At 59.9% G+C, this 13355-nt stretch carries 13 protein-coding genes; 10 read left to right on the plus strand and 3 right to left on the minus strand.

Going from position 1 to position 13355, the window contains the following annotated elements; genetic code table 11:
* Nucleotide 1 precedes the first annotated feature (1 nt).
* The 6 genes from AC07ZE_RS17615 to AC07ZE_RS17640 all read left to right on the plus strand — a co-directional run bounded on the left by AC07ZE_RS17615 (nt 2) and on the right by AC07ZE_RS17640 (nt 4944).
* Nucleotides 2-1069 (plus strand): ABC transporter ATP-binding protein, encoded by a 1068-nt coding sequence (locus AC07ZE_RS17615; RefSeq protein WP_207265962.1) that lies wholly within the window; start codon nt 2-4, stop codon nt 1067-1069.
* Complete coding sequence (locus AC07ZE_RS17620) at nt 1066-1908, plus strand: ABC transporter permease (RefSeq protein WP_207265963.1); 843 nt, start codon at nt 1066-1068, stop codon at nt 1906-1908. The genes AC07ZE_RS17615 and AC07ZE_RS17620 overlap by 4 nt, the downstream gene beginning before the upstream one ends.
* Nucleotides 1905-2693, plus strand: a complete 789-nt coding sequence (locus AC07ZE_RS17625) for an ABC transporter permease (RefSeq protein ID WP_207265964.1) — start codon at nt 1905-1907, stop codon at nt 2691-2693. The genes AC07ZE_RS17620 and AC07ZE_RS17625 overlap by 4 nt, the downstream gene beginning before the upstream one ends.
* 37 nt (nt 2694-2730) lie before the next feature.
* Complete coding sequence (locus AC07ZE_RS17630; protein ID WP_207265965.1) at nt 2731-3744, plus strand: proline racemase family protein; 1014 nt, start codon at nt 2731-2733, stop codon at nt 3742-3744.
* A 142-nt stretch (nt 3745-3886) separates the two neighbouring features.
* Nucleotides 3887-4561: an NADPH-dependent F420 reductase gene (locus AC07ZE_RS17635; protein WP_207265966.1), complete on the plus strand. Its 675-nt coding sequence runs from the start codon at nt 3887-3889 to the stop codon at nt 4559-4561.
* A gap of 122 nt (nt 4562-4683) precedes the next feature.
* The gene (locus AC07ZE_RS17640) at nt 4684-4944 is read left to right on the plus strand and encodes a hypothetical protein (protein ID WP_207265967.1); all 261 of its coding nucleotides are present in this window, start codon (nt 4684-4686) and stop codon (nt 4942-4944) included.
* A gap of 42 nt (nt 4945-4986) precedes the next feature.
* Here the strand turns inward: AC07ZE_RS17640 and AC07ZE_RS17645 are convergent, their stop codons facing one another.
* Nucleotides 4987-5637 carry a DUF2459 domain-containing protein gene (locus AC07ZE_RS17645; protein WP_207265968.1) on the minus strand — a complete coding sequence of 217 codons (651 nt, stop codon included), beginning with the start codon at nt 5635-5637 and terminating at the stop codon, nt 4987-4989.
* 11 nt (nt 5638-5648) lie between these two features.
* Entirely contained in the window at nt 5649-6572 is a 924-nt protein-coding gene (locus AC07ZE_RS17650) for a LysR family transcriptional regulator (RefSeq protein WP_207267843.1), read from the minus strand.
* Between the two features lie 513 nt (nt 6573-7085).
* On the opposite strand from AC07ZE_RS17650, the gene AC07ZE_RS17655 reads away from it, so the two are divergent.
* Nucleotides 7086-8462 (plus strand): MFS family transporter, encoded by a 1377-nt coding sequence (locus AC07ZE_RS17655; RefSeq protein WP_207265969.1) that lies wholly within the window; start codon nt 7086-7088, stop codon nt 8460-8462.
* Nucleotides 8463-8523: 61 nt separating this feature from the next.
* Here the strand turns inward: AC07ZE_RS17655 and AC07ZE_RS17660 are convergent, their stop codons facing one another.
* Nucleotides 8524-10650, minus strand: a complete 2127-nt coding sequence (locus AC07ZE_RS17660) for a TonB-dependent siderophore receptor (protein ID WP_207265970.1) — start codon at nt 10648-10650, stop codon at nt 8524-8526.
* 324 nt (nt 10651-10974) lie between these two features.
* Between AC07ZE_RS17660 and AC07ZE_RS17665 the strand changes: the two genes are divergently transcribed.
* From AC07ZE_RS17665 to AC07ZE_RS17675, 3 genes are all read left to right on the plus strand, one after another.
* A complete protein-coding gene (locus AC07ZE_RS17665; RefSeq protein WP_207265971.1) occupies nt 10975-11514 on the plus strand; it encodes a thiamine pyrophosphate-binding protein in 540 nt (179 codons plus the stop codon).
* On the plus strand, nt 11502-12098 hold the full coding sequence (locus AC07ZE_RS17670; RefSeq protein WP_207265972.1) for a thiamine pyrophosphate-dependent enzyme: 597 nt from the start codon (nt 11502-11504) through the stop codon (nt 12096-12098). Before AC07ZE_RS17665 ends, AC07ZE_RS17670 begins: the two co-directional genes overlap by 13 nt.
* A gap of 64 nt (nt 12099-12162) precedes the next feature.
* Nucleotides 12163-13326, plus strand: a complete 1164-nt coding sequence (locus AC07ZE_RS17675; RefSeq protein WP_207265973.1) for an acyl-CoA dehydrogenase family protein — start codon at nt 12163-12165, stop codon at nt 13324-13326.
* The last annotated feature ends 29 nt before the right edge of the window (nt 13327-13355 follow it).

A 13355-nucleotide genomic window follows, 5' to 3' on the forward strand; every position in this document is an offset into this window, starting at 1 on the left:
AATGTCAGTTTTGTTGAGCATCGACAGCGTCTGTAAAAACTTCGGGCCGTTCCAGGCGCTGGACAACATTCACCTGGACATCGAGCAAGGCGAGTTCATCGTCCTGCTCGGCCCCAGCGGTTGTGGCAAGACCACCTTGTTGCGTTCGATCGCCGGTTTCATGCAACCCGATTCCGGCAGCATCGCCATCGACGGCCAGGATGTGAGTCGTTTGCCGCCTTACCGTCGGCCACTCAATACCGTGTTCCAGAACTACGCGCTGTTTCCGCACATGACCGTCCTGGAAAACGTCGCCTACGGACCGCGGCGCCAGGGTGTCAATCGTACCGAAGCACGGCTCAAGGCCCGAGAGGCATTGGCGATGGTCGGCCTCCAAGACCTGGAAGACCGTTATCCGCGCGGCATGTCCGGTGGACAGCAGCAGCGCGTGGCGCTGGCTCGCGCCATCGTCAACCAACCGAAACTGCTGCTGCTCGACGAGCCGCTCTCGGCGCTGGACATGAAACTGCGCAAGCGCATGCAGCTTGAGCTCAAGCATCTGCAGGCCAAACTGGGCATTGCGTTCATTTTCGTCACCCACGATCAGGAAGAGGCGATGACCATCGCCGACCGCATCGTGGTGATGAATGCCGGACGCATCGAACAGGTCGGGACCAGCAGCGAGATTTACAGTAAACCCGCTTCGCGTTTTGTCGCGGACTTCATCGGCGAGGCCAACCTGATCAGCTATCAGGCCAGCGATAGCGGCGAGATTCGCCTGGCGATCCGGCATGAACCGATCTCACGCATTGAAAAAAACCTGCTGCCGCGCGGAGTGGCCGTGCTGCGCCCCGAGCATGTGCAGGTGCTTGATGCATCAGCTCCACAAGTTTTCGGTTGCCATGAAATCCACGGCACTGTGACCGATGTCGTCAGCGTCGGCAGCCACACCCTGGTCCACTCCGTGATCGACGGGCAGCCCATCGTGGCGCGCACCATGGGCTTGCCTCGGGCCGACCTGATCGCCGGCAGCGCCGTGCGCCTGGGCTTCCATCCCGAGCATCTGCACCTGATCGGAGAGCCGGTATGAAACGCACGGCGCTCGCTCCGTGGTTGATGCTCTTGGCCGCCCTGGCGTTTTTCACGGCGTTCTTTCTTGCGCCTTTTGCGGTTGTGATCTTCGCCAGCCTGACCCAGAGCGCGGATCAGACCTTCACCCTGGATCACTACATCCGGGTGCTGGGCGACCAGTACCACTGGGATGTGATTCTGGTGACGTTCCGTATCGCCGCGCTGACCACCCTGACCTCGTTGTTACTCGGTTATCCGCTGGCCTGGTATCTGGTGCGCGTCGTGAAATGGCGTGCCTGGCGCCGAGCCTGCGTCATCCTGTTAGTCGTGCCGATGTTCACCAGCAACATCGTCCGCTCGTTCGGCTGGATGGTTCTGCTGGGGCGCAAGGGCCTGGTCAACCAGAGCCTGCTGGAGACCGGCCTGATCGATACGCCGGTACGTTTCCTGGGCACCGAACTCGGGATCCTGATCGGCATGGTGTACATCCTGCTGCCGTTCATTGTGCTCGCGGCCGGCAATGCCCTGGCCCAAGTCGACCCGGCCTGCGAACAGGCGTCCGGTGACCTGGGTGCCAGCCCCCGCGCCACGTTTTTCCATGTGGTGCTGCCACTGACCATGCCCGGCATCATTTCCGGCTCGATCATGGTGTTCACACTGGCGGCAAGCGCCTACGTCACCCCGGCGCTGCTCTCCGGAGGACGGATTTCCGTGCTCTCGATGCTGATCTTCCAGCAATACAGTTCGGTCTTCGACTTCAACTATGGCGGGGCGCTGAGCGTCGTGCTGCTGATCTTTACCCTGGTAATGGTCGGGCTTGCCGGGCGTGTCGGGAATATCCGGGGGAACAACCCATGATCACTCAACTGTTGGTCAGGCTGGTGGCCTGGGCCGTGCTGGGCTACCTGCTGCTGCCCCTGATCGTCATTCTCGGCGTCTCCGTGACCGCCACCTCATTCCTGGCCTTCCCGCCCCAAGGCTGGACGCTGGACTGGTACGCCAAAATGCTCAGCGACCCAAGCTATGTCGCGTCCTTTGCCACCAGCACCATACTGGCCCTGGTCGCTACCTGTGTCGCGGTGCTGCTCAGCGTGCCGGCGGCCCTGGCGATGGCCCGCTACGACTTCCCCGGCAAAGGCACGATCCTCGCCGCCCTGACTTCGCCACTGGTGTTTCCGCACATCGTGCTCGGCGCGGCGCTCTTGCAGTTCGGCGGCTACTTCGGGTTGACCCGCAGCTTCCTGGCGTTGCTGATCGGCCACACCATCATCATCTCGCCTTTCGTCCTGCGTTCGGTACTGTCGATGCTGACGCCCGAGCAACGCGCCCTGGAAGAAGCGTCGAGCGATTTGGGTGGCACACCCTGGGCCACGTTCTTCCTGGTGGTGCTGCCCCAGATCCGGCCGGGACTGGTGACCGGGTCGATCTTTGCCTTCATCTCGTCATGGATCAACGTGGAGCTGTCGATCTTCAACACCACGCCGGACCTCAACACCATACCGGTCAAGCTCTTCAACTACGTGCAGTACACCGTCGACCCGACCATTGCCGCCGCCTCCGGGGCCACCATCATCGTCGTCGTTGTCGCCGTGATCATTCTGGACCTGTGCATCGGTCTCGACCTTTTGTCAGAACGCAAATAACCCTCTCTCATACATCCCGTAAGCCAGGAGTTCCGTCATGCGCATGCAAGACACGTTCGATGTCATCTACACCCATACCGAAGGCGAACCACTGTGCATCGTCCACAGCGGCATTCCCTACCCCGCCGGCTCCAGCATCCTGGCCAAGCGTGCCTTTCTCGAGCAGAACTACGACTGGCTGCGCAAGGCGCTGATGCAGGAACCGCGCGGACACAAGGACATGTTCGGGGTTTTCCTCACTCCGCCTTCAAGCGGTGAGTTCGACGCCGGGTTGATCTACATGGATGGCAGCGTGTACTCGCACATGTGCGGCCACGGTACCATCGCCGTGAGCATGGCCATGGTCGCCCTGGGCCTTGTGCCGCGCGGTGAAAACGGCATCACCAGAATCCGCTTTGAAACCACCGCCGGCCTGGTCGTGGCCGAGGTGGCGTCGGAAGGTGACACTGTGCTCTGGACCCGTTTCGAAAACGTGCCGGCCTACGTTGCCGCCCAGGACATCCCGATCCATCTGCCGGGCTATGGCGACCTCAAGGCGGATCTGGTCTGGGGCGGCAACTACTTCGGCATCGTCGACCTGACCCATTGTGACTTGCGCATCAGCCCCGACAACGGCAGCGAACTGTCGCGCCTTGGCCTGCTGGCCCGTGACCAGATCAACAAGCAGTTGAAGATTCAGCACCCCACCGAGGCCCATATCAACGACCTCAACTTCATCACCTTCTGGCACCCGGCGACCATCGAAGGCGCGTTCTACAAAAATGTCCACGTCTTCAGCGCCGGCCAGCTCGACCGCTCCCCCGGTGGCACAGGCACCAGCGCGATGATGGCCATGTTCGAAGCCCGGGGAAAACTGGGCCTGAACCAGCCCATTCTGTCCGAAGGCCTGTTGGGCAGCGGCACCTTCGAAGGCTGCCTGCTGGGCGAAGTCGACCTCAACGGCACCCGCGCAGTGCGGCCGACCGTCAAGGGCACGGCCAGCATCCTGGGCACTTCGCGCTGGGTGATCGAGCGCAATGACCCGGTCGGGGCGGGCTTTGTCGTCAACTGACACCCTCGGGCGAACCTCTGAAAACCAAATGCCTGGCCTCCACCGGGCGTTTGGCATGAGCGGCACCCTGCGCACCTTTCGTTTATCCGCAGCCTCTACTACGGTGGATACAGGATCGCCTTCCCACACAGGAGCGCAGCGTATGTCCAGAATCCTCTTTTTGATCTTTGCCACCATGGTGTTGTGCACCAGCCAGGCCATGGCGCAAACCCTCAAGATCAGCGTGATCGGCGCCGGCAAAGTCGGCGGTACGCTGGGCACCCTATGGGCAAAAGCCGGGCACGCCGTGATGTTTTCCTCTCGCCACCCCGAGGCGCTGACAGGTCTGGTCAACGCCGCCGGTCCCAACGCGCGGGCGGGCTCGGTAAGCGACGCCGCGACATGGGGTGATGTGATCGTGTTGAGCGTTCCCTACGGCGCAATGCCGGTGCTGTCCGAACAGCTCAAAGGCAAGCTCGACGGCAAGGTACTGTTCAGCACCAGCAACCCGTTCAGCGGCCGCGACGGTGACGTCGGGCGCAAGGCACTGGAGACAGGCGTCGCCCTGGCAGACCAGCAGTATCTGCCCGGGGTGCACCTGGCGCGGGCTTTCAACGCCGTAGGCTACGCCGCCATGAAAGACCAGTCCGGCCAAAACAAGGCAATTCCGGTTTTCGCTGACGATGCCCATGCCCGGGAAATGGGCACCCGCCTGGTGCGCGACGCCGGTTTCGTGCCGGTGCTGTTCCCGTTGGCGCGAGCCCATGAAGGTCTGCCGGGCGGCCCGCTCAGCGGCCTTTGGAGCGAGGCCGAACTCAAGCGCAAGCTGGGTCTTTAGCGAGCATCGCCGAATTATTGAGCGCTGGAAAATGACAGCTAAGCTTCCTTCTATTGTCGGGCTTATCGAGCAGATTGCATTTTGCCTCTATCGCCCTTCACATCAGACTCGGAGGGGAGCCCATGAAACGCATCGTCACGCTCATCGCGATCTGTTTGCTGACCACGGCGTGTCAGAGCACAAATGACGGCATCACCCGTCTGGACAATTGTGTCTGTTACAAATCCCCCGAGGGACAACATTTGCAGGCATCGCAAATAGCCTGGAAAGACCCCGATACGTTGCAGAAACAATTCTCGCATTGCGTTTGCCGAGCCCTGGTCGACCTGAAGGAGGTCGATGACCCCAGCAAATTGTTCGTGCCCGGAACCCAAATAAAATAATGCGTACGACGATCACTGCTGTCTGAGAAACTTCAACGCAGGCTACCGGTTGGCCATGCAGGTCGCACCACCCGCTGTCGCCCGGCGTAACTGCGACATGACACTCCCCGCCGTAATCACCGTTGCAGGCGACATGGCGCAACTGCTCGCGGCCAGCGCTTGTGCGACCCAGGTATTGCAGGTATAGGACAGCGAATAGCTACCCTCGGCCTGATAGAACCGGCTCTCTCCATACAGGCCAGGCCCGAGAGCCGCCAGGGTGCCAGTCGCCGAGTGGGTGAAGGTCCCGGCCACGAACGCGAGCAGTCGCCGGTAACCGTCCTCCCTCACCCGCACCTCGATGACCTCGCTTGCGGCGAAACGCCGTTTGGGGTCGCCGTCAATCCTGACCCCATGCAGCACGGTGCCCGTCGAGCCGAACAAAGCCCGCAGGGCGAGGCCCAAGGTGGCCTGTGGGGCTCGGTAGAAATCCTCGTCACCCCAGCCGAGTTCAACGAAGTCACCATCGCCGAACGCTTCGGCCAGTGCGGGAAGTACCTGAAGCAGATCAGGGCGCGCAATCACCAACCCGGTATGCAGGCCATGATTCACGACATAGAAAGACCGCCAATCGCCGTCCTCGCCCCTCGGCGGGTCGGGCGCGGTAGCGCAGCCGAACAGCGACAGGATCAGGACCAGCACGACAGGGCGCATGCACAAGGTTCTCAGAGCATGTGCCCGGCCCAGATCTTGCGACTGACCAGATCGGCCGCGATCTCGATGAATGCCTCACCGACGAATTTCGCCGCGGGGCTGACCCGCCTGTCGGCGGGAAACACCTGGACCAGTTTGCGCATGGGAACCGGATCGACCAAAGGGGCTGCCGATAGCACGCCGGATTCGACTTGCGCATAGATCGACGCCAGGGGCAGCGCGGTCAAGCCGAAGCCGTTGCGAACCAGATCGATCATCGCCCCGAAAGAGTCCGCTTCAACACTGGTCTTGAGCTTGATCCCGACTTCCCGGGCACAGTCGTCCAGGATCGCACGAAGGCTGTGGCGCGCGCTGGGCAGTACGAGTGGCTGCTCGGCCAAGGACTCGAAGGACACTGGCGTATCGATGCGCAGGTTGGCACTGGCGGGACCGACCAGCAGCAGGTTTTCCATCATCACCGGCAGAATTCGCAGGGTGTGCAGGGGTTGCGGGTCGTAGGAAATGGCCAGTTCCAGCTCACCGCGCTGAACCCAGTCCAGCAGATACCCGCTGAAAGCCGAAGAGAACCGGATGGCGAGATTGGGATGCGCTTCCTTGATTTTGCGCACCAATGGGACCGTGACAATTTCCGCCACCGTCGGTGTGGTGCCGATAACGACTGTCCCGCGAAAAGAAGACTTCCCCCCCACCACGGAGCTTCGAATGGACTCCATTTCTTCCATGATTCGGGTGGCGTGCGCCAGTACCTCTCGACCGGCATCGGTGATTTCCATGCCCCGACCGTGTCGGTCAAACAGATAGGTGCCGAGCTCTTTCTCCAGCAATCGGATCTGTCGACTGAGGGCTGGTTGCGCAATGTGCAACCGATCGGAGGCCTTGCTGAGACTGCCCAGTTCGGCAACGTGAATCAGGGTCTTGAGTTGAACGACATCCATTACCAGGCCAGTCAGAGTCGGGCTCGGCGCGATATGCGTCGAAGGGTAAAGTGAGTGTAAACGCATTTGCGCACTCAAGACTCAGCTGCAAGCCACGGGTCATGCGGTCCGAGGCCTTATGAGCGCGTGGCAACCCCGAGCGGGCCGGAGTGGCGGGGCGAGCTATAAAATTTTGGTATATCAGTTAGGCTGACCCACGGCTTATTACCCTCGGCAGTCTGCGGTAGCTTGCAATCAACGTCGTCGCCCAGAGCGAACGACTCACTACAAGAATAAGATACGAGGGCTTGCGCCATGTTCTGCAATGCGTCTCTCTACCCGGCTTGTCCGATTTTTTCAGACCTCAAAGTGTCGACGTCTCAAGCGCACCCTCCCAGCGCCCTCACCTCGGATGACCAGGTCATCGACGGGTTCACATTCCTGCGTTAAGCACATCAACCCATCGAGCCAGCAACGTCGCAGCACCCAGATGTGCTCTTCGTATCGCCTCGCCTTGAATAAAGGGTGAACACCATGTCCAGATCCCTCACAGACCCCAACGACCACATCGCCGAAGACCCTGCGGCGAAAAGCCCCAATCGCGTCAAAGCCATCATGGGTGCCTGTTCGGGCAACCTGGTGGAATGGTATGACTTCTTCATTTACGCCTACACCGCCATCTATTTCGCCGCTTCGTTTTTCCCCAAGGGCGACACCACCAGCCAACTGCTCGCCACCGCCGGCGTTTTCGCCGTGGGCTTTTTCATGCGTCCCCTCGGTGGCTGGATTTTCGGCTGGATTGCCGATACTCGCGGTCGCAAGGTCTCGATGATTATCTCGGTGTTCATGATGTGCGCCGGTTCACTGCTGATCGCGGTCATGCCGACTTACGAGACGATCGGCGTCGCTGCACCCGTGATGCTCGTGATCGCCCGATTGATTCAAGGGCTGTCTGTCGGTGCGGAGTACGGCACCGGTGCCACCTACATCAGTGAAATCGCGACACCCGGCCGCCGCTGCTTTTATGGGTCGTTCCAATACTTCACCATCATTGCCGGTCAGTTGCTGGCCTTGATGACCGTGGTCATTCTTCAGCAAACCCTGACGGGCGATGAGTTGCGCGAATGGGGCTGGAGGATTCCTTTCTTCATCGGCGCCCTGAGTTCGATTGTGGTGGTGTATCTGCGTCGTGCCATGCATGAAACCGCCAACAAGAAAGACATGAACCGCAAAGATGCCGGCTCCTTGCGCGGCATGTTCAAGCACAAACGTGCCGTCGCCCTGGTGGTGGCGTTCACCATCGGCGGGTCGCTGTACTTCTATACCTTCACCACGTACATGCAGAAATTCCTGGTGATCTCGGCAGGGATCAGCCCGGAAACGGTGAGTTTCATCATGACCGCGGCACTGGTCGGTTTCATGTTCTGCCAGCCGCTCTTCGGCTTGCTCGCCGACCGTATCGGGATCAAGGCACACATGCTGATGTTCTCCGGGTTGGCCATGTTGCTGGTGATCCCCCTGCTCTATTCACTGCAGTCGGTCAGCAATCCGTTCATGGCGTTCCTGCTGGTGTTCGGCGGCCTTGCGATTGCGTCGCTCTACACACCGATTGCCGGTATCGTCAAAGCTGAACTGTTCCCGCCAGCGGTACGTGCATTGGGTGTGGGATTTCCGTATGCCGTGGGCAATGCGGCTTTCGGCGGCACTGCTGAATACGTGGCATTGTCACTACGGTCACAGGGCATCGAGGAGTATTTTTTCTTTTACGTCGCAGCGGTCGTGACTGTGACCTTCATCGCCGCGATTCTCATGCCGAACCTGTCACGGTATGGCTACATCAGTGGCTCCGGCGAGGTGGAAGAGCGCACCGGCTTGAAGGGATGTGCCGGGGCGCAGGCTGCAAGAGTCTGATTGGTTGAGTATCAATAGCTGAACGCAAAGGGCCCATGATGATTCATGGGCCCTTTTGCTATTACAGGGTATAGGAAAACCCGACCTGGACAGTTCTCGGCGCACCCGGGTAGGCATAGACATTACCGAAGGCTCCCTCCTCGTAGTCACGATCGAACACGTTCTTCACATCGAGATTGAGCCTGAGCTTGTCATTGACCTTGTAGAAGCCCAGCAGATCGACGACGGTATAACTGCCCATGGAAAACGCCGTGTTGGCAGTCTGGCCCGCTCGCTCATCGACGTATTTACCCCCCACGCCCAACCCCAGCCCTTTCAGATGGCCGTCCTGGAATTCGTAAACGTTGAGCAGGCTGAAACTGTTTTTCGGAATGTTCATCAGCCGGGTGCCCGACTGGATGACGTTGTCCTGGGTGACCTCGGCGTCGACATAGGCATAGCCGCCAATCACCCGCCACTCTGGGGTGACGTTGCCTGCCACGTTCAGATCAAAGCCACGGCTGCGGACCTCGCCAGCCGCCACGCTGAACGTGGAATCCACGGGGTCGGTGGTCAGGACGTTGCGCTTTTCAATCTGGTAGATCGCTGCGTCAACACTCAACTGCCGATCCAGTGCCTCCCACTTGATACCCATCTCATAGGACTTGCCCTTTTCCGGATCAAAGCCGCCACCCTGACGGCTGGCCCCGGAATTGGGTTTGAATGAGCGCGCGGTATCGGCATACACCGCCACGGTATCGGTCAGGTCATACAGCACGCCGAGACGCGGCGTCACCGCATTGTCGCTCGCTTCCCAGCTTCTGCCACCCGGCACAAAGGTTTCATAGTCATGCTCGAATCGCTCGAAACGGGCGCCCGCCAAGACTTTCAAGCGTTCGGTCAACGCCACCTGATCCTGGACGAAGGCCGCGTAGGTCTTGAGGTTTTCCTTGTCGTGGGTCGGCGTGCGGGTCAACGCCGGACGAGGCTGGCCATACACCGGGTCGAAAATATCGATCGGGTAGGCACTGACCGCACCACTGGAGCGCTGGATGATGGAGTTGTAGTCGTAATCCTCGTATTCGATACCCGTCAACAAGGTGTGATCGAAGCCACCGGTGGAGAAATGCCCGGTGAGGTTCAGTTGCGTGTCCTTGTCCGTCCACTCCAGTTTGCGATAGTTGAAGTTGCGGCCCAGGGTGCGCCCGTCGGCAGCGACGCCATTGGCTTCAACGGCATTGCCCTGCAAGGTGCCATCCAGCCACTGGAAACCACCGCCCAGTGTCCAGTTGTCGTTCAGGAAGTGTTCGAACCGCAGCTGGGCCATGTTGTTGTCGTTGTGCAATTTGCCGACGTCTTTTTCACCGAAGAACGTGTCACGCGACGCAGTGCCAATCTGATTCGGATAGCGCGTCACACCCCGATCCAGCGGGTGATTATTACGCATGAAATCACCTTCGAAGATCACTTTGGTGTCATCAGTGACTTGCCAGGACAAAACCGGCGTCACGCCGTAGCGTTCGGTTTCAACATGATCGCGAAAGATATCGCCACCCTCGCCCACCACGTTCAAGCGATACGCCAGACGCCCCTCTTCGTCGAGCGGGCCGGAGGCATCCAGCGTGCCGCGTTTCATGCCCTGGTCATTGAACTGACTGCCCACCGTGACCGTGCGCTGCGTCAGCGGCTGCTTGGAGACGACATTGAACGTGCCACCAGGATCACCCCGGCCATACAGTGTCGTCGCGGGGCCGCGCAGCACTTCCAGCCGCTCGATGGTGTTTGCGTCGGGCATGTTCGGATAACCGCGATTGATCGGAAAACCATTGCGGTAAAACTCGCCGGTGGTAAATCCACGCACCGTGAAGGTGGTCAGTCCCTGCCCGCCGAAGTTGTTGGCCCGTCCTACCCCACCCGCATAGTCGAGCGCGTCCTGAAGGCGAGTGGCGGCAATGTCCTCGACCACATCCCTGGTCACTACGCTGATGGACTGCGGCGTTTCATGAATCGAGGTGTCGGTTCGCGTGGCGCTGGCAGAGCGAGTTGCCCGGTAGCCCTTCACGGGTCCCTGAGCCGTTTCATATTCCGACGTACCGACGATGTCGGTGGCTTGCAACTCCAGACTCTGCGTGTGCGCAGGTGCTTGTTCAGCCCATGACAATGGGGAAAAAGCCTGCACGACACAGATTGAAAGCAGAGTTCGACGCATGGGTAAAACCTTTACGAATAAGCCAAATGGGGAGGCATAACTGCCAGAAATTTGTGCCGCATGGTATACCGCACGCTTAGTTTTTGATACGTATTCTCATTTGTCTTTGAACTTTTTTTCTCTCGCCCCGGTGGCGGCTGCAATCTGAATTGAGCCGCCCGTTCCCATACAACGTGGCTATCGAAGCCGACCGTTTGCCGGCGAAACCTCGGCCAAGCCATACAAAATGGGCATATCTCAAAGACAAAAACGGTAGTCGTCGTAAACCTCCAGCACTCCCAGAATGTGTCAAAACACAAAAGCAGCACTGCTTGGGAGATGGGCATGTCAACAGAAGCTGGACAACCCGTGGGACAGGATTGGCAAGAGGACGTGTTCCGCGTGCTCAAGGCCCACAACGTCAAACACGTGGTCTTCGTACCGGATGCCGGCCATTCGGCAGCGATTCGCATGTCGTATGCCGACCCCGACATCAAGGCCGTCGTCCTCACCACCGAAGAAGAAGGCATCGGCTACCTGGCAGGTGCCTGGTTGGGCGGTGAACGCGGCGCCCTGTTGATGCAATCCAGCGGGGTCGGTAACTGCATCAATACCCTCGCCTTGCAAGTCTGTGCCGGTTTTCCGCTGTTGATGGTGGTCACCATGCGCGGTGATTGGGCCGAGTTCAACGCCTGGCAAAACCCGATGGGCCAGGCCACCGAAGCCTCGCTGAATCTGATGAAGGTCATGACCTGGCGCGCGGACGTCCCTGAAGACGTCGCGCCGCTGCTGCACGGTGCCGCCACGATGGCGTTCAACGGTGACTCATCCACTGCCCTGCTGCTCGGTCAGCGCCTGATTGGAGAAAAGAAATGGGTCAAGTAAGCGCAAACCACAGCTTGTGCCGCCGTGAAGTGGTCAAGACCTTGCTGGCCGACCGCAAGGATGTGCTGGTCGTGACCGGGCTGGGCTCGGCGTCCTATGACGTCATGGCCGCCGGTGACAATGACTTGAACTACTACCTCTGGGCCGCCATGGGCAGTGCCATCACTGTTGGTTTGGGCCTGGCCAATGCTCAACCGGACAAGTCGGTCGTGGTCGTCACGGGTGACGGCGAGTTGCTGATGGGGTTGGGTGCGCTGGCCACGGTGGCACTGCAAAAACCCGCCAACCTGACCATAGCCGTGCTCGATAACGGTCATTTCGGTGAAACCGGCATGCAAGTCAGCCACGCGGGCTTCGGCATTGCTCTGGACCAGGTCGCCAAGACCTGTGGTTTCAGCTGGACCGATGAAATCCGTGACATGGACGGCGTACACAACCTGCGCGAGCGCTTCGCCACTCGCGACGGCGTGAAGCTGGCGACGATCAAGATCAAGGCCGAGAACCCGCCACGGGTGCTGCCGCCACGTGACGGCCACTGCATCAAGAATCGCTTTCGCGCCGCATTGGGTTTCAACCCGATCTGATCACCCCTGGCCGGACGTCGTCACGCAGGGCGATGCCGTGCGTGACACGTCGAGGAAAATAATAATGACTGACCGCCATTCTGAAGAACTCAATGCCATCCGCGAGGGCGTACGCGCCCTGTGCGCTGAATTCGATGCCACCTACTGGCGCAGGATCGACGAAGAAAAAGGCTTCCCGGAAACCTTTGTCAAAGCCCTGACCGACGCTGGCTGGCTGGCGGCGATGATCCCCACCGAATACGGTGGCTCCGGCCTGGGGCTGGCTGAAGCCTCGGTGATCCTCGAAGAGGTCAACCGTTGCGGCGGAAACTCAGGCACCGTGCACGGGCAGATGTACAACATGTTCACCCTGTTGCGTAACGGTAGCGAGGCGCAGAAAAGCTATTACCTGCCGAAACTGGCCAGCGGTGAGTTGCGCCTGCAATCGATGGGCGTGACCGAGCCCACCACCGGCACCGACACCACCAAGATCAAGACCACCGCCATCAAGCGCGGCGACAAATACGTGATCAACGGCCAAAAGGTGTGGATCTCGCGCATCCAGCATTCCGACCTGATGATCCTGCTGGCTCGCACCACGCCACTGGCCGAGGTGACGAAAAAATCCGAAGGCATGTCGATTTTCCTGGTGGATCTGCGTGAAGCCATCGGCAACGGCCTGACCGTGCAACCGATCGCCAACATGGTCAATCACGAGACCAATGAGCTGTTCTTCGACAACCTGGAAATTCCGGCGGACAGCTTGATTGGCGAGGAAGGCAAAGGCTTTCGCTACATCCTCGATGGCCTGAATGCCGAGCGCACGCTGATCGCCGCCGAATGCATCGGTGATGGTCGCTGGTTCATCGAAAAGTCCGCCGCCTATGCCCGTGATCGCGTGGTGTTCGGCCGCCCCATCGGGCAGAACCAGGGTGTGCAGTTTCCGATTGCCGAAGCGCACATCGAGATCGAAGCGGCTGACCTGATGCGCTGGCGTGCCTGCGAAGAGTACGACAGCGGCATCAACGCCGGCGCCAGCGCCAACATGGCCAAGTACCTGGCGGCGAAAGCGTCCTGGGAAGCGGCCAATGCCTGCTTGCAAACACACGGTGGATTTGGTTTTGCCTGTGAGTACGACGTTGAGCGCAAATTCCGCGAAACCCGGCTGTATCAGGTGGCGCCCATCTCCACCAACCTGATCCTGTCGTACGTCGCCGAACACCTGCTCGAGCTGCCGCGTTCCTTCTGAGTGTTCACTGCAAAGTCCGGTGCGGCGGC

It is taken from the genome of Pseudomonas sp. GW101-3H06, from assembly GCF_059424605.1.